This is a genomic window from Nocardia sp. NPDC002869 (assembly GCF_046764065.1).
Classification (GTDB): Bacteria; Actinomycetota; Actinomycetes; order Mycobacteriales; family Mycobacteriaceae; genus Nocardia; species Nocardia rhamnosiphila.
Genome location: NZ_JBKOOL010000082.1, coordinates 1 through 24752 on the forward strand (window position 1 = coordinate 1; position 24752 = coordinate 24752).

23 protein-coding genes and 2 pseudogenes are annotated in these 24752 nt (G+C 69.2%); 12 read left to right on the forward strand and 13 right to left on the reverse strand.

Features of this window, described 5'->3' with window-relative positions:
* Nucleotides 1-121: 121 nt before the first annotated feature.
* Nucleotides 122-757, forward strand: coding sequence for a response regulator (locus ACLML9_RS16715; protein WP_411946397.1), 636 nt, complete (start codon nucleotides 122-124; stop codon nucleotides 755-757).
* A gap of 9 nt (nucleotides 758-766) precedes the next feature.
* On the opposite strand, the gene ACLML9_RS16720 is transcribed toward ACLML9_RS16715, so the two are convergent.
* Nucleotides 767-1924: a class I SAM-dependent methyltransferase gene (locus tag ACLML9_RS16720; protein ID WP_411946398.1), complete on the reverse strand. Its 1158-nt coding sequence runs from the start codon at nucleotides 1922-1924 to the stop codon at nucleotides 767-769.
* Nucleotides 1925-2093: 169 nt separating this feature from the next.
* Here ACLML9_RS16720 and ACLML9_RS16725 point away from each other — a divergent pair, with 169 nt between their 5' ends.
* Together ACLML9_RS16725 and ACLML9_RS16730 are read left to right on the forward strand one after the other, a co-directional pair.
* Nucleotides 2094-2717: a hypothetical protein gene (locus ACLML9_RS16725; RefSeq protein WP_411946399.1), complete on the forward strand. Its 624-nt coding sequence runs from the start codon at nucleotides 2094-2096 to the stop codon at nucleotides 2715-2717.
* 157 nt (nucleotides 2718-2874) lie between these two features.
* Nucleotides 2875-3405 (forward strand): hypothetical protein, encoded by a 531-nt coding sequence (locus ACLML9_RS16730; protein ID WP_411946400.1) that lies wholly within the window; start codon nucleotides 2875-2877, stop codon nucleotides 3403-3405.
* 105 nt (nucleotides 3406-3510) lie between these two features.
* Here ACLML9_RS16730 and ACLML9_RS16735 read toward each other — a convergent pair whose 3' ends face one another.
* Both ACLML9_RS16735 and ACLML9_RS16740 read right to left on the reverse strand, forming a co-directional pair.
* A complete protein-coding gene (locus ACLML9_RS16735; RefSeq protein WP_411946401.1) occupies nucleotides 3511-5100 on the reverse strand; it encodes a DNA polymerase Y family protein in 1590 nt (529 codons plus the stop codon).
* Complete coding sequence (locus tag ACLML9_RS16740) at nucleotides 5090-5881, reverse strand: hypothetical protein (RefSeq protein ID WP_411946402.1); 792 nt, start codon at nucleotides 5879-5881, stop codon at nucleotides 5090-5092. Before ACLML9_RS16740 ends, ACLML9_RS16735 begins: the two co-directional genes overlap by 11 nt.
* 237 nt (nucleotides 5882-6118) lie before the next feature.
* Between ACLML9_RS16740 and ACLML9_RS16745 the strand changes: the two genes are divergently transcribed.
* From ACLML9_RS16745 to ACLML9_RS16755, 3 genes are all read left to right on the forward strand, one after another.
* Nucleotides 6119-7243, forward strand: coding sequence for a serine/threonine-protein kinase (locus tag ACLML9_RS16745; RefSeq protein WP_411946403.1), 1125 nt, complete (start codon nucleotides 6119-6121; stop codon nucleotides 7241-7243).
* 326 nt (nucleotides 7244-7569) lie between these two features.
* Nucleotides 7570-8424, forward strand: coding sequence for a Bax inhibitor-1/YccA family membrane protein (locus tag ACLML9_RS16750; RefSeq protein WP_030522203.1), 855 nt, complete (start codon nucleotides 7570-7572; stop codon nucleotides 8422-8424).
* Nucleotides 8425-8630: 206 nt separating this feature from the next.
* The gene (locus ACLML9_RS16755) at nucleotides 8631-9731 is read left to right on the forward strand and encodes a hypothetical protein (RefSeq protein ID WP_411946404.1); all 1101 of its coding nucleotides are present in this window, start codon (nucleotides 8631-8633) and stop codon (nucleotides 9729-9731) included.
* 156 nt (nucleotides 9732-9887) lie between these two features.
* Here the strand turns inward: ACLML9_RS16755 and ACLML9_RS16760 are convergent, their stop codons facing one another.
* Complete coding sequence (locus ACLML9_RS16760) at nucleotides 9888-10511, reverse strand: PAS and ANTAR domain-containing protein (RefSeq protein ID WP_411946417.1); 624 nt, start codon at nucleotides 10509-10511, stop codon at nucleotides 9888-9890.
* Between the two features lie 145 nt (nucleotides 10512-10656).
* Here ACLML9_RS16760 and ACLML9_RS16765 point away from each other — a divergent pair.
* Nucleotides 10657-11246 (forward strand): annotated as a pseudogene (locus ACLML9_RS16765) (SDR family oxidoreductase); the annotation flags it as partial.
* 268 nt (nucleotides 11247-11514) lie between these two features.
* On the opposite strand, the gene ACLML9_RS16770 reads toward ACLML9_RS16765, so the two are convergent.
* From ACLML9_RS16770 to ACLML9_RS16795, 6 genes are all read right to left on the reverse strand, one after another.
* Nucleotides 11515-12258, reverse strand: a complete 744-nt coding sequence (locus ACLML9_RS16770; RefSeq protein ID WP_265803778.1) for a hypothetical protein — start codon at nucleotides 12256-12258, stop codon at nucleotides 11515-11517.
* A 37-nt stretch (nucleotides 12259-12295) separates the two neighbouring features.
* On the reverse strand, nucleotides 12296-14020 hold the full coding sequence (locus ACLML9_RS16775) for an asparagine synthetase B family protein (RefSeq protein WP_411946405.1): 1725 nt from the start codon (nucleotides 14018-14020) through the stop codon (nucleotides 12296-12298).
* Between the two features lie 7 nt (nucleotides 14021-14027).
* Entirely contained in the window at nucleotides 14028-14510 is a 483-nt protein-coding gene (locus tag ACLML9_RS16780) for a hypothetical protein (protein ID WP_411946406.1), read from the reverse strand.
* A 27-nt stretch (nucleotides 14511-14537) separates the two neighbouring features.
* The gene (locus ACLML9_RS16785) at nucleotides 14538-15533 is read right to left on the reverse strand and encodes a hypothetical protein (protein ID WP_411946407.1); all 996 of its coding nucleotides are present in this window, start codon (nucleotides 15531-15533) and stop codon (nucleotides 14538-14540) included.
* On the reverse strand, nucleotides 15518-16417 hold the full coding sequence (locus ACLML9_RS16790) for a hypothetical protein (RefSeq protein ID WP_411946408.1): 900 nt from the start codon (nucleotides 16415-16417) through the stop codon (nucleotides 15518-15520). The genes ACLML9_RS16785 and ACLML9_RS16790 overlap by 16 nt, the downstream gene beginning before the upstream one ends.
* Before the next feature lie 250 nt (nucleotides 16418-16667).
* Nucleotides 16668-17903: a helix-turn-helix domain-containing protein gene (locus ACLML9_RS16795; protein ID WP_411946409.1), complete on the reverse strand. Its 1236-nt coding sequence runs from the start codon at nucleotides 17901-17903 to the stop codon at nucleotides 16668-16670.
* 169 nt (nucleotides 17904-18072) lie between these two features.
* Between ACLML9_RS16795 and ACLML9_RS16800 the strand changes: the two genes are divergently transcribed.
* The 3 genes from ACLML9_RS16800 (at nucleotide 18073) to ACLML9_RS16810 (ending at nucleotide 19523) form a co-directional block, all read left to right on the forward strand.
* A complete protein-coding gene (locus ACLML9_RS16800; protein ID WP_411946410.1) occupies nucleotides 18073-18366 on the forward strand; it encodes a hypothetical protein in 294 nt (97 codons plus the stop codon).
* Complete coding sequence (locus ACLML9_RS16805; protein ID WP_411946411.1) at nucleotides 18363-18692, forward strand: hypothetical protein; 330 nt, start codon at nucleotides 18363-18365, stop codon at nucleotides 18690-18692. Before ACLML9_RS16800 ends, ACLML9_RS16805 begins: the two co-directional genes overlap by 4 nt.
* Before the next feature lie 144 nt (nucleotides 18693-18836).
* On the forward strand, nucleotides 18837-19523 hold the full coding sequence (locus ACLML9_RS16810; RefSeq protein ID WP_411946412.1) for a DNA alkylation repair protein: 687 nt from the start codon (nucleotides 18837-18839) through the stop codon (nucleotides 19521-19523).
* A 265-nt stretch (nucleotides 19524-19788) separates the two neighbouring features.
* On the opposite strand, the gene ACLML9_RS16815 is transcribed toward ACLML9_RS16810, so the two are convergent.
* The 3 genes and pseudogenes from ACLML9_RS16815 to ACLML9_RS16825 all read right to left on the reverse strand — a co-directional run bounded on the left by ACLML9_RS16815 (nucleotide 19789) and on the right by ACLML9_RS16825 (nucleotide 22057).
* The gene (locus ACLML9_RS16815) at nucleotides 19789-21006 is read right to left on the reverse strand and encodes an acetyl-CoA C-acetyltransferase (RefSeq protein ID WP_411946413.1); all 1218 of its coding nucleotides are present in this window, start codon (nucleotides 21004-21006) and stop codon (nucleotides 19789-19791) included.
* An 87-nt stretch (nucleotides 21007-21093) separates the two neighbouring features.
* Nucleotides 21094-21549: pseudogene (locus ACLML9_RS16820) on the reverse strand (GDSL-type esterase/lipase family protein); the annotation flags it as partial.
* Between the two features lie 46 nt (nucleotides 21550-21595).
* The gene (locus ACLML9_RS16825) at nucleotides 21596-22057 is read right to left on the reverse strand and encodes a hypothetical protein (RefSeq protein ID WP_411946414.1); all 462 of its coding nucleotides are present in this window, start codon (nucleotides 22055-22057) and stop codon (nucleotides 21596-21598) included.
* A 103-nt stretch (nucleotides 22058-22160) separates the two neighbouring features.
* Here ACLML9_RS16825 and ACLML9_RS16830 point away from each other — a divergent pair, with 103 nt between their 5' ends.
* Together ACLML9_RS16830 and ACLML9_RS16835 are read left to right on the forward strand one after the other, a co-directional pair.
* Complete coding sequence (locus ACLML9_RS16830) at nucleotides 22161-23552, forward strand: cystathionine beta-synthase (RefSeq protein ID WP_411946415.1); 1392 nt, start codon at nucleotides 22161-22163, stop codon at nucleotides 23550-23552.
* 107 nt (nucleotides 23553-23659) lie between these two features.
* Entirely contained in the window at nucleotides 23660-24703 is a 1044-nt protein-coding gene (locus ACLML9_RS16835; RefSeq protein ID WP_411946416.1) for a mechanosensitive ion channel family protein, read from the forward strand.
* Nucleotides 24704-24752: the final 49 nt, after the last annotated feature.

Below are 24752 nucleotides of genomic sequence, written 5' to 3' on the forward strand. Positions count from 1 at the left end.
CGTTCAGGCCTCGAAAGCGCATGAGCCGAAGGCTCGAGTCTCGAGGCCTGAACGGCGGGACCGAGGGGGCCTCGACCCCGCGGCGCCGAAGGCGCCGCAAATAAACACAGAGAGGGTGGGCGTGCGGGTTTTTCTGGTGGATGATCACGCCGTTTTCCGTTCCGGAGTGCGGGCCGAGTTGAGCCGGGAGACGGATATGGAGGTGGTCGGGGAGGCCGGTGGGGTGGCCGAGGCCGTGGTGGGGATCAACAGCGCGAAGCCCGATGTGGTGTTGCTGGATGTGCATATGCCCGATGGGGGCGGGGTGGCGGTGTTGCACGGTATCGACAGCGGTCCGGTGTGTCTGGCGTTGAGTGTGTCCGATGCCGCCGAGGATGTGATCGCGGTGATCCGGGCCGGTGCCCGGGGTTATGTGACCAAGACGATTTCCGGGGCCGAACTGGCCGACGGGATCCGCCGGGTGGCCGGCGGTGACGCGGTGTTCAGTCCGCGGCTCGCCGGTTTCGTCCTGGATTCGTTCACGGGGAAGTCTCCGGTGCCCGAGCCGCCGCTGGATCCGGAGCTGGATTCGCTGACCCCGCGTGAGCTGGAGGTATTGCGTCTGCTGGCGCGCGGTTACACCTATCGGGAGATCGCCGAGAAACTGTTCATCTCGGTGAAGACGGTGGAGACCCACGCGTCGAATGTGTTGCGTAAAACGCAGCAGTCCAACCGGAACGCGCTCACTCGCTGGGCGCATCGGCGGCGTATCGACTGATTGGCGGCGTCAGGGGCGGGCGGGGTCGTGCAGACCCCGTACCGAGCGGGTGACGGTGAATTTCCGGTTGCGGCCCATCACTTCGGTGCGTCCCACCATGCGTTCGACCACCGTGCGATGGTTGAGGTGGTTGTTGTAGACCGTCCACAGCTCACCGCCGGGGCGTAGTACCCGGCCGGTCTGGGCGAACATCTTGATGGCCGATCCGGTGTGCACGGCGGCGCCGACGTGGAACGGCGGATTGCATACGACCAGGTCGGCGCTGTTGTCGGGGGCGCCGGACATGGCGTCGTCGCGGACCACCCGGACCCGGTCGGTGAGCTGATTGGCGGCGGCGGTGGCGGTGGCCGAGGCCACGGCGGCGGCGGACTGGTCGGTGCCGACCACCGCCAGCCCGGGCCGGGACCTGGCCAGTGCCACCGCCAGTATCCCGGTACCGCAGCCGAGGTCGACGGCGTCGCGGGCGTCGGGTTTCATGGCGCGCAGATGTTCGAGCAGGAACCGCGTGCCGATATCGAGGCGGGTGCCGGAGAACGCGGCGCCGTGCGCGACCACGTCGATTCCGAACTCATCGATGTGCTCGTGTACCGGGAAACGGGGCGCGCCCACCGGTTTCGGGCCGCGGACCAGCAGGGTGCGCGATTTCTGCCGGCCGCGGCTGGCCCGCACCTCGGAAAACGATTCGGCCAGTATCTCGTTCATGGCCTTGGTCAGGTATTTGTCGCGGCCGCCGGCGAAGACGCGGACCGCGGGATGGGCGTAACGGGCGACGGCCTCGGCGATTTCGGCCAGACCGGCCAGGACGCGCGGTAGCCGCAGCAGGACGACGGTCGCACCGCGGAGCAAGGTCTCGTCCAGCGGATGGGAGGTGTAGCGGTCGGCGAGACCGTGGGCCCGGGCGTTGGCGGCCAGGGCGAGTTCGCCGGTGAGCAGATCCTGGTGGACGCGGATTCCGTGCAGGTCGTGAGCGGCGGCGGCGCCGAGGGTGAGGGCGCCGTAACCGTCACCGATCACCGCGACCGTTTCCCGGGCGGCGGCGGCTTCGGTGAGCGCTTCCGCGGCTACGTCGAGAATCAGGCGGTCGGCGGCATCGACGGCGTACAGGTTGGCGGCCTCCACATCCGGATAGCGGCGCAACCGTTCCAGTAGGTCCTCCACATCTCGCACAGGTCAAGTGTGCTAGATCGTTGCCGCGGCCCGCCGGCCGCCCCGCCGGATGGCCGGTGGACCCGTTGCGCGCGCCCCCGCGGGCCGGTTGGGGCGCCTGCCGGCCGTGGCACACCGGGAGAGAGCATGTTCCCGCAGGACAGCGGTTACGCCGGTTAGCATCGGCCGCATGCGTACCGGGCGTGTTCTGGTAGTGGTGGCAATGCTGGGTTTTCTCGCGGGATGTGCCCACTCCGGCTCCACACCACCGGTTAGCTCTCCGGAGCTGGTGCCGGCGGTGCCGAGTTCGGAAGTGGACACCCCCGGTGTGCCGCCGCCACCGGTGCCGTTGCCGGGTGAGCCGGTGCCCGCGCCCGACGATACGGTCCCCAAACAGGCCGGGGCCTCGCCGGGGGCCGCGCTGACCGTGACCGATATCCGGCTGAGCAGGCATGCGGGGTTCGATCGCGTGGAATACGACCTCGGCGGGGAGGGCACTCCGGGCTGGAGTGTGTGGTACACCGGCCGGGCGGTCCAGGACGGCAGCGGCCGGGAACTGGAGGTGGCGGGCGAATCGGTGCTCGAGGTGCGGATCACCGGGTCGGCCTACCCCTTCGACAGCCGGGTGGCGCCCTACTCCGGCCCCGACCCGGCCACCGATCCGGCGGTTCCCGGGATCGCCGGGGTGTACCGGACCACGGTTTTCGAGGGGGTCACGCAATCGTTCGTCGGGGTTGCCGACGACCGGCCGGGCTTCACGGTATCGACCGCCACCATGCCGAATCGCCTGGTCATCGATATCGCCACCAGGTAGCGTGTGGTGCGCCCGGTATCGGTTGATGATCAATGACGAGGCTGGGCGGTCGAAATACGACCCGACGCAGTACGGTTGACAGCACCGGCGGCTCAGATGTCCGGCGCGCCGGGGCGAAAATACGGGGTCGTGGGCATCCGAGGGGAGTTCAACACCTATGCGACGACTCGAACGAGCCGGTCTCGCCACCGCTGTGACCGTGCTCATCGCGGGTGGTTTCATCGCTGCCTGCTCGAACACCGTGACCGGTACCGCCCAGGTGAACCAGTCCGAGTTGCAGCTGTACACCTCCGAGGTCAAATCGTCGTCGGCCGCGGCATCCTCGTCGCGAGCCGCCGCCGCGGCGGCCGCCGCCACCGATGTATGCGAGGCGCTGCGCGACAACAACAATCCCGCGGTCGACGCGTTCAACGCCTATATCGATGCCAGTGACGCGAAGGCGCCCGATCTCGAGCCCAAGAAACAGGCCGCGATCACCGCGTTGCGCGATACCGCCAACAAGATCGATCAGAACTTGAACCCCGATGTGCCCAACGATGTCTCCAGTCCGATGCGCACCTACCGCGACAATCTGAAATCACTGGCCGACCTGCTGGAACGCAATGCCTCGGTCGACGAGGTGAACGGACAGATCGATGCATTCAACGCGGACAAGGACGCGGCGTTCGACGCCTGCGACGGGTACTGAGCGCGGCGGTCACCGAATCTCCGTAGCGTGGAAGCCCCGTCCTTCAGGGCGGGGAGGAAACGCGTCGGTTCCGCACTCGACGCGATCAGCGGCGCCGGGAGGAAGTCATTCGTAGAGCCCTTCCACATACCACCGGTCGTTCTCGGCGAACAGCAGCAGACTGTGCGGACCGGGTAGTTCGACTTGCGCGCGGGCGCTGGGTGCCGATCCGGGCGACCACCACAGTTCGTCCAGGAGCCAGGGACCGGCCCAGGCGGTGAGCCGCCAACTGGATCGCCCCCAGCGCAGCCGTGCCGGGGGTCCGCTGAACCCGCCGCGCTCGGTGATCCGCACCGGGGCGCCGTCGGCGGATTCCAGGGTGACCGGTGGACGGTCGAGCATGATCACGGCGGGGGCGGGTTCGGGGATCCGGCCCGGCCAGGGCGGCGCCGGATCGGTGTGCGGGGCGCGTTCGTCGCCGAACGCGACCATGGTGACCCGTTCGGCCGGCCCGCGTCCGCCGCTGAGTACACCCACCTGCACCGCGTCGCCACCGAGCAGGCCCTGGACACGGACCAGGGCGCGCAGCGCGCGTTCGTCACCCGATCCGGTATCGCCCCACAGACCCAGTTGCAGGGCGCCGGCCGGCGCCACCTCCACCGGCACCAGGTGCAGCAGGATGATCGGGCCGGTGGGACGGCCGTCCGGTGGACGGGTCAGCCAGCCGTCCAGCTGCCAGCGCACCCGGTCGGCGACGCCGTCGGCGGTGAGCGGTTCGGCGCAGCGCCAGACCCGGGACAGGTTCTCACCGGTTGCGGTTCCGGCGCGGATCTCGAGCCGGGTACAGGCCAGCGCGGCGGCCGACAGCGCCGCGGTGAGCCGGGTGGCCAGTAGCCGGCCGGCGAACGCGGCCCGGTCGACCCGGTCGATGGGGGGATCACAGGGGAGCCGGACCTCCAGATCCGGTGCGGGCCGGCGCGGTGCCGGCGGCCGTTCCGGTAGAGCGCGGGCGGCGCGGTGCGCGCGGATCGCGTCCGTACCGAACCGGGAGGTCACCTGGGCCGGTGTCAGCTCGGCGAAATCCCCGATCCGGCGCAGGCCCAGCCGGTGCAGCAGATCTATGAGCGCGGCCCGTTCCGCGGCCGCCGGGCCCGGTTCGGCCGCCAGCTCCGTGATCGGCAGCGGGGCCAGGAACCGGGCGTCGCCCCCCCGGGGCACGAGGGTCCCGTGCCGGGCGGCGACGATCGCGGTGGGTAGTTCGTCGGCGATACCCACCCGCGCCTCCACCCCGGCGGCGGCCAGCGCGGTGAGCAGGCGGCGGGTCGCGGCCTCGGCGGAACCGAAGTAGCGGACGACACCGCGGGCGGATAGGGCCAGCAGGCCGGGGCGCAGCACTTCCACGCCGGAGGCGAGGGTGTCCACGGCGGCGGCGACCGGTTCGAACAGCCGGGCATCACGGTCCGGGTCCTGGTGTGCCACCACGAGTTCCGGGCAGCGGCCCTGGGCTTCGCGTTTGCGCATACCGCGGCGCACCCCCGCCTCGCGGGCGGCGGCCGAGCAGGTGACCACCCGGTTCGCGTGGAGTACCGCCACCGGTTGTTCCGGCGGCAACCCCGCGCTCGCCGCCGCCGCGACCGCCGGCCAGTCCGGGCACCACACCGCCAGGACCCGGGGACCACCGCGGGCGGTGCCCGGTGCGGGCCGGTCAGGAGGCAACCGACCGCTCCTGTCGTTCCGGTGCGCGGCCCTCGCCGGCTTCCGTGTCGGCCGGCGCGATCCACTCCACCCGGCCGGCGAGTGGGCGGGCGGCCAACCGGCCCCGGTGCGGTACACCGTCTTTGGCGCGGACCTCGACGTCGAGGCTGATGGAACGGATACGCCCGCTGCCCGTCCCGAGCCCGGTGTAGCCGGATACCTTCGCTTCCAGGTTCAGGTCCGGAGCCGGCCAGGAGCCGCCGGTCACGATCATGGTGGCGTTCTTTCCGCGGGCTTTCGCGGTGAGTACCCGGGCGCGAGCCGGGGGGACGGCGTCGCCGGCGAGACCGAGCACCACCAGTTCCATACCGTCGAGCAACACCGCCGCCACCTCCGCCGGGTCCCGGCCGGCGTCGGCGACCACCGCGATCCGATCCAGCCGGGCACCCATCTCCGCGGCGGCGAGCAGACCGAGCCCGGGCAGCCCGACGGTGGCCGCGTGCCCGCCCGGTTCGGTGACGGCGGCGAGCAATCCGGCCAGTAACGATCCGGCGCCGGTGTAGGCCACCACGCTGCCCTTGACCAGGCCGCCTTCGGGCAGCAGGGGCGCCAGGGCCGGAGGTACGGGCAGGATTTCCCGCCGCAAGCCCGTCGCCGGCGCCACCGGTGCGGACAGGCCGTGCTCGCCGCGTGGCGTTGCCGGGGGGCCGGGTACGCAGCCGCCGCCCGCCGCCCGGGCGCGCCGCATCTGGGCCAATTGCCGCAGTTGGGCGCCGCTCGCCTTCGGTGGCCGTGCCGTCATACTTTTCACCCACTTCCGCGACGGACGCCGGACGGACGGCCGGTCGCACCGAAGTGGCCGGCACCGATCCAGCTAACTTCTGGTTCGAACATACATTCGACAGACTATCGGCTGAAACCCGCCCCCGGAAGTACCTCCGGCACCGCGGCGACCCCACTGCGGTGAACGAAGTCGCGGGTGGCGCGGTCCGGTTCCGAATCCGGCCAGCTACCACCGAATTCGGCTAGTCTCACACCCATGATCGATCGCCCCCGTCCCATCGTCGGCCCCGACTATCTGGTGGCCGGCCGATACCGCCTGCAGTCCAAGCTGGGCGGTGGCGGTATGGGAGCCGTATGGGAGGCCCGTGACCGGCTGCTGGACCGCGACGTCGCCATCAAACAGGTGTTGTCCACCGCCGGTATGGACGAGGCCCAGGCCCGGCGGGTCCGCGATCAGATCGTGCACGAGGGCCGGGTCGCGGCGAAGCTGTCCCACGAACACGCCATCGCCGTGTACGACGTGGTGATCGAGGCCGGTGAACCCTGGCTGGTGATGGAGCATCTACCCTCGCGCAGCGTGGCCCGCGCGCTCGCCCTGGTGAACGCTCTCCCGGTGATCGAGGTGGCCCAGATCGGCGCCCAGGTCGCCGACGCGCTGGCCGCCGCGCACCATGTCGGGATCGTGCACCGCGATATCAAACCGGGCAATATCCTCGTCGCCGATCGCGGCCCCGGGGTCGGGATGGCGAAGCTGAGTGATTTCGGTATCTCCCGAAATATCACCGAGGCCGCCGACGAACCGGACGGAATGATCACCGGTACGCCCGCCTATCTGCCGCCCGAGGTCGCGCGCGGCGCCCAGCCCACCGCGGCCAGCGATGTGTTCTCCCTCGGCGCCACCCTCTACACCGCCATCGAGGGGCAGCCGCCGTTCGGGATGGACGACGATACCGGCGCCATCGTGGAGCGCGCCGCCATGGCGCAGATCATTCCGCCGAGTCGCAGCGGCGCGCTCACCCGGGCCCTGCTGCACATGATGGAACCGGCCCCGCAGCGTCGTCCCACCATGGCCGAGGCGCGTGACGAGATCCTCGCCGCCGCTTTCGGGCCCGGCGCCGCGAGTAATATCCTCGGCGCCCCGGTGCGGACCGAGGACGGCACCATCCCCGCCTGGGCCGCCCGCAACTCCGCCGCCGGCCTGCGCAGCCCCCGCTCCGGCCCCCTGCCCCGGCGCGCGCAGCCGCAGCCGCCACGGCCCGCCGCGGTCGCGGCGCCTACCCCGCGGCCCGCTTCGCGGCCACTCAGTCCGACCGTGGCCGTCACGATCGGGCTGCTGATCGGGTTGCTCATCATCATTGTGATCCTCGTGATGGTGATGTAGCGCGCCGCCGCGGCGGAGACGTACGCCACCGGTGCGGCGTCCCGGTGATAGGTGAGACCCCTGCGCAATGGGGTTCGACACCCTGTGAACAGGCGATATCGCTATCCGGCGAGGTCGTGCGCGGCCTCCGGCGGTCGGCCGGTATTCCGGTCCGCGGTCCATCCGGGCCGGACCGGCGGTAAGGTCCGGTTTGTCTGTCTTGTCGTCCCGCCCGGGAACTCCACCGGGGGTCGTGATCGTTGGACGGACAGTTGGATATCGAGTAACAGCTCGAGCCGACGGTCGTGCTCCGGTATGGCCAACGAACTCCGAGAAAGGGATTTGCGGTGCGCGCCACAAGCAATCCGGTATTCAAGAATCTGCCGCGGCAGGAAACCGGCTACGCGAGCTTCGGCTCGGCTGCCGCCGGCGCGGGGCAGCTGGGCTACCAGTACGGCAACCAGCAGCAGTACCCGCAGCAGTATCAGCAGCCCTACCCGCAGGCGCCGACCCGGTCGCTGACCATCGACGACGTGGTCACCAAGACCGGTATCACGCTGGGTGTCCTCGCGCTGTCCGCGCTGGTCACCTACCTGCTGACCAGCGCGAACAACGGCCTCGCGCCGCTGTTCGTCATCGGCGGTGGTCTCATCGGCCTCGTTCTGGTGCTGGTCGCCACCTTCGGCAACAAGGCCGACAACCCGGCGCTGGTGCTCTCCTACGCGGTCGCCGAAGGCGTCTTCGTCGGTGCCCTGTCGTTCATGTTCACCGATATCAGCTTCGGCGGCGCGGGCGGCGCGGGCATGATCGGCCAGGCCATCCTGGGCACCTTCGGTGTGTTCGCCGGCATGCTCGTCGTCTACAAGACCGGCGCAATCCGGGTCACCCCGCGTTTCACCCGCATGCTGATCGGCGCCATGATCGGCATCCTGGTCCTGGTGGTCGGCAACCTGATCGCGAGCTTCTTCACCGACGGCGGCTTCGGCCTGCGTGACGGCGGCCCCATCGCCATCATCTTCAGCCTGGTCGTCATCGCCATCGCGGCGTTCAGCTTCCTGCTGGACTTCGACGCCGCCGACCAGCTCATCCGCGCCCAGGCCCCGCCGAAGGCCGCCTGGGGTGTGGCCCTGGGCCTCACGGTCACCCTGGTCTGGCTCTACGTGGAGATCCTGCGCCTGCTGAGCTACTTCCAGAGCGACTAGTAGCAACGACACTGTGCGACGACGGCCCTCATTTCGATGGGGGCCGTCGTCGTATACGGGCGTTGACCAGAGGTGAATCGACGCCGACGTGGCGAGAACGCACCGCAGTCCCGGTAACAGCTCGTTCCTGTCCGGAAAGGCCTGATCGACACGAACCCTCGCTATCCTGATTTCACGCTTTGCGGGATGAGGATGTGACGGGCTGGATGAGTAAGGTCCTCGTAGAGGCCATGCTGGCCATTGCTCGACGTGCTCACAATGCCACCGGACAGGTGGCCTCCGCCATCAGGTCTCGCTATTCCGGCACGACCGGCCCTATCCGGAGTGGCGCGACCGGAGCAGACGCCGGCGACAACGCCGGCGCGGCTCTCGCCCGCAGCGTGGACACCGCATCGATCCGCACCCGGCGTGGGCAGGATGGTTCGTCGGCGCGACAACCTGCGGACGAGCCTCGCCGCGTCGACCGGGACGGTGGCCGCGGCAGCGGTGACCTGGGCACCAGGCCACGACCCGACCGCGTCGAGAAGCCCGCACCGCCCGTGTTCGCGATGGACACCGATCCGCCGCCCAGTTACCAGGACATACGAAGGTATGTGGCACAGCATCGCATGCCCGCGTCCTTCAACCCGAACTCGTCGGTCGCCGATCTGATGTTGGACGAGTCGACGTGGGGTGAGGCCATGCGGTTACAACGTGTCCATCTGGGAAGTCGAGGGATCACCGGCCGCGAGTTCGACCAGGGTATGTGGGAACTGGCTGATCGACTCGAACGAGAGGCCAGGGAAGGCGGCTTCGGGCTGCCGTTCTCGGCCGGTCTGCGCTACCGGCTGCCGTACATGCGAACTGTATACCGAGGAGATACGCGGCCTCCGGCGATAATATTCGAGCACGGTTTCACCCCCAGGGGCGACAACCGCGATCTCGGCGATCATCAAGGCGAATACGGTGATTCCGCGTATATCGGAACCTCGACCGAACATGCCAACGCCGCGGACCACGCGGATGGTCCGCACGGGTACGGAGCAGACGGGTATGTGTATGTGATCCGAGATGCCACCGGAGGTGTGGATGTCGATCACTGGAACCTGATGCGCGATGGAAGCCTTCTCGCACCGGAGAACGAAATAGCCTTCGAAGGTGGAATTCCGGCGGACAAGGTGATGGGCGTACTGCGCGACAAAAACGACCCGAGTGCCGGGATCATCGAGAACCCCAACTACGTACCGGCTCGCGCGGCCTCCGGAGTCCGCGACGACACCGGCCCGTGGGTGCGGCCGCTGCCGCCCGACGCCGCAGCGACACCATGATGACGAGGTCTTGTGCCTGCTGAGCTACTTCCAGAGCGACTGGTAGCGACCGCGACCGAGTGAAAACGGCTCCCACTCCGGTGGGAGCCGTTTCGCGTCCGGACGCCGATCAGAGGGTGTTCCACTGCCGAACCCCGGCGCGACTTCCACCCTCGGTCACGGCTCGGGTCGTTCGTGGACGGTGAGCAGGAGGTGGTCGAAGCGGGTGCGGGTAGGGGTCTCGGTGCCGCCGAACTCGCCCACCGCGGCGACCAGTTTGGCGGCCAGATCGCGGAGTTTGGTGTTGGTCTCCTGTGACCGCCAGATCAGCACCCGGAAGGCCTGTTCGGCCGAAATCCCGTAGATCACCATCACCGCGCCCTTGGCCTGCTCGATCAGCTCCCGCGCCGCGACCATCCCGGGTATCGCTGCGTCGAGGGCATCCTGGCGCTCTTCGCCGAGGGTGTCGGTGATGTCGATGTAGTAGCCGGTGGTGCCGGTCACCGCGCCGTTGTCGTCGAGCATCTGATCCCCGACGACCAGTACGTGGTGCACCTCGCCGGCGGTATCGATGATGCGGTGGCGGCTGCTGAACGGCGCACCGGCGCTCACCACCATCGCCAGTGTGTCGGCGACTCCCCCGCGGTCCTCGGGATGCTTGTGCGCCAGCAGCAACTCGGTAGTCGGTTCCACCTCGCCGGGGGCGTAGCCGTGCAGGGCCGAGACCTCGTCGGACCACTCCCAGCGCTGTTCGGCCAGCCAGAACCGGAAACTGCCCGTTCGCCGCGGCGCCGGCGCCATCGGCCCCGGCTCCTGTGAAACACTTTCCTTCCGCACCCGCTCATTCTCCTGTATGTCTGCGCCGGGCGAGAACACGGTCGGCGAATTGTCCGCCGACAATATCCGCTTTCTGCGATTTCTGGACAGAACGCGAACCGAGCTGCCGGCGGACGCACCGCGGCTGCAGTTCGGCAGCAACCACCTGGGGCATTTCGCCCTGGTCGCCCACCTGCTGCCCCTGCTGCGCGCGGGCCGTGCGCGGGTGACCTCGCAGATCAGTGGCGCCGCGAACGAGAACGCCATCAACTGGGACGACCTGAACTGGGAACGGTTCTACAACGGCCGCCGCGCGTACAGGCAGTCCAAGATGGCTTTCGGCCTGTTCGGGCTCGAACTGGATCGGCGGAGCCGGGCCGGGGGTTGGGGGATCATCAGTAATCTCTCCCACCCCGGCGTCGTCCCCACCAGCCTGCTGGCCGCGCGTCCCGAGGTCGGCCGGACACAGGACACCGTCGCGGTCCGTGCCATCCGTGCGCTGTCCCGGCGCGGCATTCTTTTCGGGACGGTCGAAACCGCCCTGCTCCCGGCTCTGGTGGCCGCGACCGCACCGGACGCGGGCGGCGGCCTCCTGTACGGTCCCGGCGGTTTCCGGCACCTGTCCGGCCCACCCGCCGAACAGGCCCTCTATTCCCGGCTGCGCGGTACGACGCGAAACGCATCTGGGAGATCTCCGAGCAGCTCACCCGCACATCTTTCCCGGTCGTCGAGCCTGCCCGGCCCGGCCCGGCCCGGCCCGGAACCGACCTGCAGAAGAGTCGTCATATCCCGACCGAACATACGGCACCATTTCGGAAGCGCCGACTTCCGAAATCGTCCGCGTACCGCGATCAGGGCCGAGGATCGAGCGATCGGCCATCCCGATCAGGTGATACGCCGGGTAGATTTCCCGCGTCGACCCGGCGGGCGTAGCGCCGGTGCCGGTCGGAGCCGGTTTCTTCCTGGTACGGCACAGTTTCCGGACCGCTCAGGACCCGCCGGGCGTGAGGTCGGTGCAGGTGGCGGCCTCCGGTAGCTCCCGGGCGAGGAACACCGTCTGGGCCATCATCTTGTAACCCGCCATCCCTTCACGCAGGACCTCGATCGACTCCTCCGGGTGCACCGAATCGATCACCGCGTTCGGGCCGACGGCATTGAACTGGTGGCTGACCCCGCGGGGGATCTGCATATCCACGAACGAGCACGGCGGCACGATCAGGTTGTATCGGGTCCGGTGCACGCCGGGCGGGGTGTCGGGCAGGTCGTCGGTGAAGCACTCGGGCCGGAAAGGCGTCACTCCGGGAACATCGGTGACGACGAAGGGGGACAGCGCACCGACCCGGATATGAGTGCCGGGACCGGTCATCATGCGGACGAAGCGCAGCCCGGTGTGCAGGTGCATCCGCGAGCAGATACCGCGTTCGGCGGCGTCGTAGAAATCCATGAGGTAGCGATCGGCGAAGAAACCTTCGAAAGGGGTTTCCAGCAGGTAGACATCGCCTTCTTCGAAGGTCTGCGCGCGCACGATGCCCTGGGCGTCGGGTGTGCTCGCCGCCCGGGTGGCCTTGGCGGTCCGGACGATCTGCGCGAACGCGTCCACCACTACCCCGGCCACCTCGGGCGCGAACCGTGCCACCGGTGTCACGACATTGCGGCCCGCGTCCCGGAATGCGGCGAGATCGTGGATCTCGTTCTCGTCATCGGCATGGTTCTTGATGCGCGGCTCGGTCATTGGGCCGACTCCTCGGTACTGGAGGCGCGGCCGGCGGTCACGGCCCCACCTCGAACGAACGAAGCCATAATTCCAGCGACAGCACCAGCCACAGTTTGCCGCCCTGCCGGGGAAGCAGCGCCCCCTCGCCGCGCAACCAGGCCCGCACGGTGTCCTGCCGGAAGAGTCCGCGGGCGCGCGCGGCGGGGCCGAGCAGCAGGTCGTGGACCGGATCGCGGAGCGGGCCGTCCAGCCACTGCTGCACCGGAACCCGCATACCGCTTTTGGGGCGGTCGACGATGGTGGGCGGCAGCAGATCGCGCACGGCCTCCTTGAGGATCCATTTCTCGCTGGTGCCCGCCAGTTTCGCGGTGGGCGGGACGGCGAAGGAATGGTCGACGACGGCGCGGTCGAACAGTGGGGCGCGGCCCTCGATCCCGCTGGCGGCGGTCAGGCGTTCCACCTTGGTCAGGATGTGGTGGGCGCCCTTGGTGCGCAGGTTGGTGTGCAGTAGTCGGTTGAGCAGGCCGGTCATCCGGTCCCCGCGCAGGTAGGGCGCGACGTGTTCGGCCGGGGACGGCGCTCCGGCCAGTGCGGCGAGTGCCTCCGGGGTCAGCAGGGTGGGCAGATCGCCGTAGCATTTGCGGTAGCTGCCCAGGTACGCGTGGGCGCGGGCGTCGGGATCGGGGTCCTCACGGGACAATTCGAAGATCAACATCGCCAGGTTCTTGGGGCCGCCGAACACCGGGTCGCCGCCTTCTCCGTTCAGCGCGACGCGGATTCCGTCGGCGGCGACGGCTTCGGCGAGCATCAGGTTCGGCACGGTGAGCGGATCACCGACCGGGCAGTCGAGCAGGCCCACCGTATCCGCCAGCCGGGCGGCGATCGTCTCGCCGGGCACCGTGAGCACCCGGTGCTCGGTACCGCAGTGCGCCGCCACGAGTCCGGAGTAGCCGAGTTCGTCCGGAGCGTCGGCGCCGAAACCGATCGAATAGGTATGGACGGCCCGGTCGTGCGATTTCGCGGCGAGCGCGGTGACCAGGCTGCTGTCGATCCCGCCGGACAGCAATACGCCGACGGGTTCCCCGGGCGGCAGCCGCCGGGCGACGGCGTCTTCGAGCAGGACACGGAGCGCCGCGATGTGTTCGTCGACGGATCGCTCGTCCGCGGTCTCGCGCGGTTCCCAGAATGTGTGCTCGTCGGAGGTGCCGTCCGGGCGCAGCCGCACACAGCGGCCCGGGAGGACCTCGTGGATATCGCGCAGGAGGGTTTCGCGTCCGGGCAGATAGGCGAAGGTCAGGAAGGACCGCACCGCGGGCAGATGCAGCCCGGTACGCAGCGCGGGCCAGCGGCTCAGCGCCCGGAAGGAGGTCGAAGCGGCCCAGCCCGCCGCCGAACGGGCGTGGAAGAGGGTGCGGGCGCCGAGATGATCGCGCGCGAGCACCAGATCGGGTCCGTCGGCGACGGCGAGCGCGAACATCCCCTCGGCGGCGGCGAGACCCGCGGTCCCGAAGCGGGCGTAGCAGCGCAGGAGCAGTTCACCGTCGGGCACGCCGGGCGGTGGAGCTTCGGTGCCGAGGCGGGCGCGTAGCCGGTCGGCGTTGAACAGCGTGACCTCGCCGACCGCGCTCAGCTCGCCGGCGACGAAGGGGCCGTGCGCGGTGCCCGGCCCGTCGAGCAGGCCCAGGGCGTGCCCACCGCGGGCCGTGACCGGTTCACCACCGACGGCCCGCAGGTGGGCGGACGGATCGTCGCCGGTCAGGAACGCACACCATCGAGACATTCAGCATTCACCCGAAATCGTCGTCGTCACCGTATCCGTCGCCCCAGTCGCCGTAGTCGCCGTCGCTCTCACCGCCGCCGCTACCGGATTGCGCCGCCTGGTTGCGCAGTTCCTCTTCCTCCGCCGAGGTCAGCGATATCGGGGGCAGCACCAGCGCGCCCAGCAGGGCGCCACCGGCGACGCCGGCGAGGATCGTGCCGAGCCTGCCGCCGAAGGACGAGCGGTTCACCGTCAGCACGCTGTCGCTCCACAGGGTGCGGCCGTAACCGGATTCGCGTCCGTAACGGACCGAGCCGTCGCGCAGGGTCCGTTTGACGATCCGTCGGCCCAGCGGCTCGTCGACCCCGGACCCACCCCGGTCGTCCTGCCAGGTGACCGTGCCGCCGGGGCCGCGGCGCCGCCACTCCTGCCTCCCGTCGGCGTAGCGCCGGTGTACGGTGTCGTCGGCGAGCAGCTCATCGGTATAGGCGAGCTGCTGGTATCGGGACACAGTGGCCTCCTCTCGTGCGGCGGACGCTCAGGCGGCGGGCCAGGTCAGGAACCCGCTGCGGCGGGCGCGCCGCAGCTGGGTCAACGGCGGTGGCGGGGTGCGTACTCCCCGGACCAGTCGATGCACCGAGCGCAGCAGGACGGCGGGATGGACCGCCTCGACTTCGACGATCCGGCCACGCCGCAGCCAGGCTTCTTCCCGCTCGTCCAGGAAGCCCGAGCCCGGCTCGTGGCCCGGCTGGTCCTCGGTGAGCAGCCGGGCCGGCGGTGCTACGCCGGTCACTTCCGGCGGTGTGATCACCTCCGGACCTCGCCGCATCGATCCTCGGCCATCGAATGCCGGGCCCGGCGCGTCCGGCGCGCATGGTGCCTCCGGTGGTCGTCCCGAATCGACGGTGGGGCCGTCGATGTGGAACAGGTGCAATCCCATGGCCTGCCGGGGCCGCAGGCCCAGCGGCACCATGCGCAGACCCGGGGGTATCCCGGTGAGTTCGGCCGGCCGGGTGGGAAATGAGAGGCCCGCCGCGCTCGCTTCGTGCAATACGTAGACCTCACCCGCGCCGCGGGCGAGCATCGCCGTCACACCGGGGTGTAGCGGCAGTTCGGCCGCGCCGAGCACCGGTGTCGCCGATTCCATCGGGAGACCGTTGGCGCGCAGCATATGCGCGACGGTGTGCGATTGGCAGATCAGCAGGCGCGGCAGGCCGTAGTCGAACAGGTCGGGTTCGGGAGTGTGCGCTCCCGGCGGTGCGGTCCGGGGCGGTGCCGGTGTGAGCAGGCCGGGAATCTCGCCGTGCCGGGCGAGGGCGGCGTGAAAGGTGGCGAAGGACAGCGGTGCCGGGACGGTGAACGCGATCCGGCGCGGCAGCCGGGGCGCCGGTGCGAGCAGCCGGCAGAGTTCGTAGTAGAGCTGGCGTTCGGTGAAACGGATCCCGCTCGGCGCGGCGGCCCGGGATGCCGCGACCGGTAGCAACCGATCGAATACCCGCTGCGTCCACCGGGCCGGTGTCAACTGTTCGGCCACGTCAGGAAGCCTATCTCCCGGGCGCGTTGCCGGTCCGGGTCGGCGGCCTCCTGGACTCGTTCGACACCACGCTCCACCACGCCCAGCAGCGCCGCGGGCGGCAGCGCCGCGACCGGTGACCACCAGCCGTCGGCCAGCCAGTCCCGTTCGGCCTCGGATCCGGCGGCCCACTCCGGTACGGGCGGCGCCGCCGGGTCCGGCAGCTCCCGTAACCGCACCGCCGAGCGGGCCGTGAGCGCCGACTTCGCGGACAGTCCGATCAGGATTGCCCGGGAGCCCAACGCGTCCCGGGCGTGCGCTCCGAATACGACGCCGGGCAGACCGGCGTCGTGCAGGACGAGGACCGGCACCTCCGGTGGCAGCCGGTCCACTCGATCGGCCAGGGCCAGCTCCCATACCGCGGCGGCGTTGTTCGCGGCGAGACAGGCGAGTACCGAACGATCCGCGCACAGTAGGGCCACCCGCGGTTGCCGCACCGCGGGCAGCGGAATGTCCTCGGTCACCATTCCGGACGGTGGCCCGCCGTAGATCTGCGTCCAGCGGTCGAACACCCCGGTGCGGAATTCTCGCGGTGTCACCGGTATCCGCACCGTGGTCCGCTGCCGCAACCACGGTTTGGCCGAGGCCAGCAGCAGCGGGACAACGACCAGCAGGAGCAGCCCCGTGCCGATGCCCGGTAACACCGGAACGAAACCGCTGACCACACAGATGAACCCGACCACCACGATGATCCCGCACGTCCAGCCGAGCGCCGCGTGGTAACCGCGGTCCACACTCGGCACATCCCGGCGCGTGGCCGCGTACCACAGCTGGGTGGGGGTGTAGCGCAGATTGCCTTCGTCGCTCAGTTTTTCGGCCAGGCGACGCATCCGCAGGTCGTGCATTCGCGCCGGGCTCTCCTTCGGCTCCAGCGCGAACTCCCGCCGGCACGCCGGACACCGCCGTCCGGTGCGCTCGCGGCGCAGCAGACTCTTCGCGCAGTGCGGGCAGATCACCTGTCCAATGGTCGTCGATCGGCCGGGATCGCGCGAGTGGTATGCGTTTTCGAGTCCGAGATGACCTGGTCGTTCACCGACGCCGGTGCCCCGAATTCATCGCCCGTCAACGTGGATGTGTGGTGATGGTTGCCGGTTCTCACGCGGCCGGGGCAATCCCGACCCGTTCGCACAGATCCTTGACGTCTGCGCGCATACCCGACGGCGGATTCGCCATCAGTGTGTGCAGCATCTGACGGGCATAGCCGTTGTACCGGATGGTTTCCGGCGCAGTGCGTGCCGATTTGTCCAGTAGGGCGAGCGTCGCGACAGATTCCTCCCGCTGGAAATGGGCTCGGGCGACCTCGATGAAGTGCCTGCTGCGACGGGGAATGGAGGCGATCAGGTCGGCGTCGAACGAATGCGCGGACCGCAGCGCCTCGCCTGGCCTGCGCAATTCGACCCCCAGAGTTGTCGCGTGTGCGGCCATCACCTGCATGGAGAACGAGGTCTGCACATGCCGATACCGCGGACCGAGTGCCCGTGCCGTCTGATCTGCTTTTTCCCAATTCGCCCAAGCGTCACCGTACCGACCACGGCGGGCGTGGACATAGGCCATCTCGGCATACAGCGCGCCGTGGATTCCGCGCCAGTCATCCGGAGTTTCCGCACGGTCCAGGTACGGGTCCAACTGCTCGGCGGCGGCGCGGGCCAGCGCGATCGCCTCCTCCCAGCGGCCCGAGTCGCGCAACGGCTGGGTCATCGCCCAAGCTCCGCACGCAATCACATAGGGGTCGTCCGCTGCGTAGCCCTCGGACAAAGCGCGGTCGGCCACCATCCAGACCAGTTCTGTGGCCGGTTGATACGCCACATAGAAATCGGCCAGTTGATAGACGCCGGCAAGTACGCGCCGGGCCTGCCTGCGGTCCTCTCCCTGCGTCCGTGCGGCATTCTGGGCATCTTTGATCAAGCTGGGCAGGAGTGCGCCGAGTTGGGTTCGATGGTCCGGGCTGGAGTGCCGAACGGTCCAAGCCTGCCGCAGTCGTTCTTCGAGGTGGTGAATGTTCGACGGAGAGGTCGGCAGGGTCAGGCGGTAGTCGGTCAGGGCCGCTTGGACATCGGATAGGGCGCTGTGCTGCTCACCCGCGAATACCGAGACCGGGACCGCATGCCCGTTACCGGTCAGCTCGGCGAGATCGTTCAGCTCGAGCGCTCGCGCGATCCGCAGCAACATCGGTAGCCGGGGTGGTTGTAGACGTCCGTTTTCGACGGCTTTGAGCCATTCGGCCGACCGTCCCAGGAGCCCGGCGAGAGCCGGCCGGGACATACCGGCCCGCTCACGCAACCTCTTGATTCGGGCACCGACCGGTGAGTTCTCGTCGGAATTGATCGCCACCGCAGCCCCTTTCGCTGGTGATCCTGTCCTCTAAGCGTAGCGGTGCGGGGTACGAACCGTACCCCTCGAGGACTCGACGGGTTCTTACCTTTGTGCGGCCGCCCGACCGAATCGCTTTCCGACGATAGCGGGCGGACGAATGCGCCTACGACTACGAGATGAGGCTTTGATGCGTAAGGAGTCACCGTCCCTGCCCACCCGCGCTCCGCACAATCTCGCCATGGCCGCCACGCTACGGCTCTGGCAGGCGGGTCGTCACTGGGTAACCGACGACCCGGCGATTCTGCGCCGGTTCGCGGACGGGCTTCGAGCGCTACCCGCCGACCACCCCACCGCGCATTGCCGCTCGCAGGAACCGATCCGTGGCTACGCGCACGCACACCAGGTGATGGATGTCCACGCGGCGCACCGCTGTCCGCGTTACGCGGCGGCGGCGGATTACGCGGCCGCGGCGCGCCGGTGAGTCTCGGCAGACGCGCGGTCGTGCTCTGCCGGCCGGGCTGCGACAACGCGGAGATCGACCGGCTGTCGCGAGCTCACGACCTCCGGGTGGTGTACACGGTGTACACCGACACCGGGCCGGAGCTCGCGGCGCGGATCGCCGTCCAGTACGCGCTCGACTACGCCGCCGAGGTGGTCGTGATCCCGCACTTGACCGCACGGGAGGCCAGGGAACTGCCGGTGTGGCGGCCGCTCGTGTGTTTCGCGGATCTGGTGACAGCGACCGAAGTGGTCGCAGCCGGGCTCTCCGGACAGCCTCGACGCGGAGATCTCCGAGATCCGGAGTGACCCGCACCCGTGAGTTCGATGTCGTCGCCTCGGCCCGGCCACCGCGTGGAGCCCGGTGCGGCCGGCCCGAGCCGCAGGACGAGGAACCGGACCCGTCCGGCCCTAGGCTTCTTGTATCCCGTACCCGACAGGCAGGAGACCGAGGTGGCCCCGACGACGCCGGTCGAGACGACCGTGGCCGAGGTGCTGGCCGAGCTGGCCGACCTCGCGGACCCGAAGATCCGCGCGGTGAACGAGAAGCACGGCGACGATCACGGCGTGAACCTCACCCGGTTGCGTGCGGTCGCGAAACGGCTGAAAACCCAGCAGGGCCTCGCGCGCGGACTATGGGAGTCCGGTGACACCTCGGCGCGCCTGCTGGCGCTGCTGATCTGCCGCCCGAAATCCTTCGCACGCGACGAGCTGGACGCCATGCTGCGGGACGCGCGAACCCCCAAGGTGCACGACTGGCTCGTGACCTATGTGGTGAAGAAGAACCCGCACGCCGAAGAACTCCGCGTGACCTGGTTCGACGATCCCGACCCCGGGGTGGCGAGCGCCGGGTGGGAGTTGACCGCCGACCGGGTGGGCAAGAAGCCCGACGGCCTCGACCTTCCCGGACTGCTCGACATCATCGAAGCGCGGATGACAGACGCCCCGGAGCGCCTGCAATGGGCTATGAACACCTGCCTGGCCCGGATCGGGATCGAACACCCCGAGTACCGCGCCCGGGCGATCGATATCGGTGAGCGGCTGAAGGTGCTCGAGGACTACCCGACCTCTCCGGGCTGCACCTCCCCGTTCGCCCCCATCTGGATCACCGAGATGGTCCGTCGGCAGGAGGAGAAGTAGCGCGTCCACAAGTACGCGCCGTGACCGCGATTGCGTCCACAGCCGGTCGGGTCGTCCGATGGAACGCGCCTGCCCGGCGTAACCCACGAGTGCGCGGGTCGAGCGTTTACGGTTCCGGCCACTTCGCCCAGTAGCTCCCGCAGCCGCACCCGCGAAAAGAAACGACCTCCCCACGGATGACATCCGCGGAGAGGTCGTTTTCGGTGGCCTCGGCTGTCAGCTACCGCTGTCCGTCCTCACCGACCGGATGCTGTCTGCCTCGACCTCAGCTCAGGCGTTCGATGATCATCGCCATGCCCTGCCCGCCACCGACGCACATGGTTTCCAGGCCGAACTGCTTGTCGTGGGTCTGGAGGTTGTTGATGAGGGTGGCGGTGATGCGGGCGCCGGTCATACCGAACGGGTGGCCCAGCGCGATGGCGCCGCCGGACACGTTCAGTTTGTCCAGGTCCATGCCGAGTTCCCGGGCGGAACCGAGCACCTGCACCGCGAAGGCCTCGTTGATCTCGTAGAGGTCGATATCGCCGATGGTCTTGCCGGCCAGCTTCAGCGCCTTGCGCACCGCTTCGATCGGGCCCAGGCCCATGATCTCGGGGGAGAGGCCGGAGACCCCGGTGGACACGATCCGGGCCAGCGGGGTCAGGCCCAGCTCCTTGGCCTTGGTATCGCTCATGACGACCAGGGCGGCGGCGCCGTCGTTGAGCGGGCAGGCGTTACCGGCGGTAACCGTGCCGTCCGGGCGGAAGACCGGCTCGAGCTGGGAGATCTTCTCGTAGGTGGTGCCGGCGCGGGGGCCGTCGTCGGTGGAGACGACGGTGCCGTCGGGCAGGGTCACCGGGGTGATCTCGCGTTCGAAGAAACCCGCCTCGATGGCCTGTTCGGCGCGGTTCTGCGACCGCACGCCCCAGTGGTCCTGGTCTTCCCGGGAGATCCCGGTGAACGAGGCGACGTTCTCCGCGGTCTGGCCCATGGCGATGTAGATATCGGGGATGTTGTCGTCCTCGCGCGGGTCGCGCCAGCTCACGCCGCCCTGCGCGGTGGTGGCGGTGCGTTCCTCGGCGGGGGCGAACTGCGGGTTGTGGGTGTCGGGCCAGCCGTCGGCGGTGCCCTTCGGGAAGCGGGAGACGGTTTCCACGCCGGCGGAGATGAACGCGTGGCCCTCGCCGGCCTTGATGGCGTGGAACGCCATCCGGGTGGTCTGTAGCGAGGAGGAACAGTAGCGGTTCACGGTGGTTCCGGGCATGTAGTCGTAACCCAGCTGGGTGGCGACGACCTTGGCCATATTGAAACCGGATTCGCCGGCGGGCTGGCCGCAGCCGAGCATCAGATCGTCGATCTCGGCGGGTGACAGGGCGGGGACCTTGTCCAGTGCGGCGCGCACCATCTGCGCGGCCAGGTCGTCGGGCCGCATGCTCACCAGCGACCCCTTGTTGGCCCGGCCGATGGGGGAGCGAGCAACGGAAACGATGACGGCCTCTGGCATGAGGACTCCTTTGTCGGGGAGCGTGCGCGGCCGGGCCGAACACTACTCGCGGGTACGATCCCTTCGAATCTACGTCGCGCCCGGCTACTAGGAAATATCCGCTGCGGCCATATCCCGGTCAGCGAGCGCTCTCATCAATTCGGGCAGCAGATGGGTGGCCGCCAGCGCGTAACCGTCGGCGGAGGGGTGGAAACCGTCGGCGGAGAACAGCTGCTCCGGGGCGGCCCGGAATTCCTTGCTCAGCAGGTCACCCATGGCGACGGTGCGGCCGCCGGCCGCCCGGGTGGCCGCCGTCTGGGCCCGTGCCGGCCGGACGCTCCACCGGTGCACCACCGAGCGCGGCGGTTCCGGGACGGCGGTGACGCTGCCCAGGTCCGGGCAGGTGCCGACCACGACGACGCTGCCCGCCCCGTGCAACCGGCCGACCGCCGCGCCGAGGCGTTCGGCGGAGCGGCCGATCGAATGCTTCTTGGTGACATCGTTCGCGCCGACCAGCACCACCGCCGCGTCCGGCGGCGGGCCCGCCACGAACATGGCGGTGATGATCTCGTGCGACCGTGCGCCGGGACCGGTCGCGCACGGGCGGGCATCAGGCCGGGACGACGAAACTGCCGTACGCCGGGATGCTCGCGTGGTTCGTGGTCACCACGACCTCCACCCGGCCGGGGCCGGTGTCCTGGAACAGCGAGTACTGGATACTGCCGTAGATGCCGGTCACCACATTGTTGATGTAGGTGCCGGTGGTCCCGGTGTCGAGGTTGCGCCAGGTCACCGTGGTCAGTACCTCACACAGTGGCGCCAGCGGGTACTCGCCCGGCCCGATGCCGGCGACCGGGTTGGCCCGGACGTTGAGTACCGCCCGGCCCGGCCACTGCGGACTGGTATCGGCCCAGGTGCGGATGCTCGTCCCGCACAGTCCGCCGTAGGTCAGTGTCGGGACATCGGCGAACGCGATGGTGGCGGCGCCGGCCGTGGCCCCGGACGCGGCGACCAGCGCGAAGGCGGACCCGGCCAGGAGCACGGTGGCACGTGCGAGCTTCGGCAGCCTCATAGGTCCCAGATCCTAAAGGCTCGGGAGCCACGGCGTCGGATTTGCGCGGTGGGGTGGCGGACCACACGGAGCCCTCCGGCAACGTCTCTGCAACGATGGGGGTATGCGCATTGCGGATCACGTCGTGGACCTCATCGGCAACACCCCGCTGGTCCGGTTGAACTCGGTGGTGCCCTCGGGCGCCGGGCTGGTGGCCGCCAAGATCGAGTACCTGAACCCCGGCGGCAGCTCCAAGGACCGTATCGCGGTGAAGATGATCGAGGCCGCGGAGAAGTCCGGGAAGCTGGCTCCCGGCGGGACCATCGTCGAACCGACCTCGGGCAATACCGGCGTCGGCCTGGCGCTGGTGGCCCAGCAGCGCGGCTACCACTGTGTCTTCGTCTGCCCGGACAAGGTCAGCGAGGACAAGCGCAATGTGCTGCGTGCCTACGGGGCCGAAGTGGTGGTCTGCCCGACCGCGGTGCCGCCGGAGCACCCCGACAGCTACTACAGCGTCTCGGACCGCCTGGTCGAAGAGATCGAAGGCGCCTGGAAACCGGACCAGTACTCCAATCCCGGCGGTCCGGACAGCCACTACGAGACCACCGGGCCGGAGATCTGGCGCGATACCGAGGGCACGGTGACCCATTTCGTCGCCGGTGTCGGCACCGGCGGCACCATCACCGGCGTGGGCCGCTACCTCAGGAAGGTATCGGGCGGCAAGGTGAAGGTGATCGGCGCCGATCCGGAGGGATCGGTGTATTCCGGCGGTACCGGGCGTCCGTATCTGGTCGAAGGGGTCGGGGAGGATTTCTGGCCCTCGGCCTACGACCCGGCGATCCCGGACGAGATCATCGCCGTCTCCGACGCGGATTCCTTCGATATGACCCGGCGCCTGGCCCGGGAGGAGGGTCTGCTGGTCGGCGGTTCGTGCGGGATGGCCGTGGTGGCGGCGCTCGAGGTGGCCCGCCGCGACCCGGATGCCGTCGTGGTGGTGCTGCTCCCGGACGGCGGGCGCGGCTATCTGTCCAAGATCTTCAACGACCGGTGGATGAGCTCCTACGGGTTCCTGCGCACCCCGCTCGACGGGTCGACCGCGGAAACGCTGGTCGGCGATGTGCTGCGCGGTAAGTCCGGCGAACTGCCGGATCTGGTGCACACCCATCCCTCGGAGACCCTGCGCGACGCCATCGAGATCCTCCGGGAATACGGCGTGTCGCAGATGCCGGTCGTCGGCGCGGAACCGCCGGTGATGGCCGGTGAGGTGGCCGGCAGCGTCTCCGAACGGGATCTGCTCTCGGCGGTGTTCACCGGTCGCGCGAACCTCACCGATTCGGTGGCCCAGCACATGAGCCCGTCGTTCCCGCTGATCGGGTCGGGCGAGCCGATCTCCGCGGCCACCAAAGCGCTGTCGGATACCGATGCGCTGATGGTGGTCGAGGACGGGAAACCGGTCGGCGTGATCACCCGACACGATCTGCTGGCATTCGTCAGCACCGATCGCGTGGCACATTAGCAATTATTCCGCAATCACAGGTTCAACCTGCTCTCTCGGGGTATATCGTGGTGTAGTGCCGTTCGTGGCAAACGCTGCGTCCGATCGGAGAGCGAAGGGAAGGGCTTGTGCAAACCTCAAGTTTGGCGATCGATTTCCAGCAGGGTTTCTCTGATGCGTGGAGTTCGTTCGCGACATTCATACCCAAGCTCATCGGCTTCCTGGTCATCCTGGTCGTCGGCTGGCTCATCGCCAAGGCAGTCGAGAAGATCGTCGACAAAGTGCTCGAGCGGGTGGGTTTCGATCGGCTCGTCGAGCGGGGCGGAATCCAGCGGATGCTCGAGCGGAGTAAGTACGATGCTTCGGATCTTCTCGGGAGGCTGGCCTTCTACGCGATCCTGCTGATCGCCCTGCAGATGGGATTCGGCGTCTTCGGGCCCAACCCGGTCAGCAACCTGATCAACGGGATCGTCGCCTGGCTGCCCCGCGCGGCGGTGGCCATCCTGATCGTGGTGGTCGCGGGCGCCATCGCGCACGCGGTGAGCGATCTGGTGCGCAACGCGCTCGGCGGGCTGAGCTACGGCCCGATGATCGGCCGGATCGCGGCGGTGTTCATCTGGGGTATCGGTATCGTCGCCGCCCTGAATCAGATCGGGGTGGCCACCACGGTCACCACACCGGTGCTGATCGCGGTTCTCGCCACCCTGGGCGGCATCCTGGTCATCGGTGTCGGCGGTGGTCTGGTGCGGCCGATGCAGCAGCGCTGGGAGGGCTGGCTGAGCGGGCTCGAGGAGGAGATGCCGTCCGTGCGCGGCCACGCCGAGGCCTATCAGCGTGGCCGGGAGGACGCCTCGCGGGAGCAGGAGCGGATGGGTGCCGAGCAGGCGGGACGCGGGGCCACCGCCGCCGGACGCGACCCGGAGCAGTGGGACGAACCGCAACCCGCGCACGGTGGCGGTTTCCGGCGGGAACCGGACGAGCCCGGCGGTTACGGGCAGCAGATGTCCGGTGGTGAGTACCGGCAGTTCGGAAACCCCTACCGCGGCGGTCAGGCGCCTTACGGAGGCGGCGGCCAGGGGCCTTACGGAGGCGGCGGTCAGCAGCCCTATGGCGGTTTCGGCGAGGGCGGTCGGTCGCCCTATGGCGGCGGCGAACCGCGCCACCTGCGCTGAGCGCTGCCTTCCCGACTCTCTTCCGCCGTGCACCGGAGTTCCGGTGCAC

Bases quoted from the DNA above. Each gene is read 5' to 3' on its own strand.
- ACLML9_RS16725 (WP_411946399.1), top strand. From the start codon at position 2,094: ATGCGTACCGGGCGTGTTCTGGTAGTGGTGGCAATGCTGGGTTTTCTC.
- ACLML9_RS16730 (WP_411946400.1), top strand. From the start codon at position 2,875: ATGCGACGACTCGAACGAGCCGGTCTCGCCACCGCTGTGACCGTGCTC.
- ACLML9_RS16740 (WP_411946402.1), bottom strand. From the start codon at position 5,881: ATGACGGCACGGCCACCGAAGGCGAGCGGCGCCCAACTGCGGCAATTG.
- ACLML9_RS16745 (WP_411946403.1), top strand. From the start codon at position 6,119: ATGATCGATCGCCCCCGTCCCATCGTCGGCCCCGACTATCTGGTGGCC.
- ACLML9_RS16755 (WP_411946404.1), top strand. From the start codon at position 8,631: ATGAGTAAGGTCCTCGTAGAGGCCATGCTGGCCATTGCTCGACGTGCT.
- ACLML9_RS16760 (WP_411946417.1), bottom strand. From the start codon at position 10,511: ATGGCGCCGGCGCCGCGGCGAACGGGCAGTTTCCGGTTCTGGCTGGCC.
- ACLML9_RS16770 (WP_265803778.1), bottom strand. From the start codon at position 12,258: ATGACCGAGCCGCGCATCAAGAACCATGCCGATGACGAGAACGAGATC.
- ACLML9_RS16775 (WP_411946405.1), bottom strand. From the start codon at position 14,020: ATGTCTCGATGGTGTGCGTTCCTGACCGGCGACGATCCGTCCGCCCAC.
- ACLML9_RS16790 (WP_411946408.1), bottom strand. From the start codon at position 16,417: ATGCACGACCTGCGGATGCGTCGCCTGGCCGAAAAACTGAGCGACGAA.
- ACLML9_RS16800 (WP_411946410.1), top strand. From the start codon at position 18,073: ATGCGTAAGGAGTCACCGTCCCTGCCCACCCGCGCTCCGCACAATCTC.
- ACLML9_RS16815 (WP_411946413.1), bottom strand. From the start codon at position 21,006: ATGCCAGAGGCCGTCATCGTTTCCGTTGCTCGCTCCCCCATCGGCCGG.
- ACLML9_RS16825 (WP_411946414.1), bottom strand. From the start codon at position 22,057: ATGAGGCTGCCGAAGCTCGCACGTGCCACCGTGCTCCTGGCCGGGTCC.
- ACLML9_RS16830 (WP_411946415.1), top strand. From the start codon at position 22,161: ATGCGCATTGCGGATCACGTCGTGGACCTCATCGGCAACACCCCGCTG.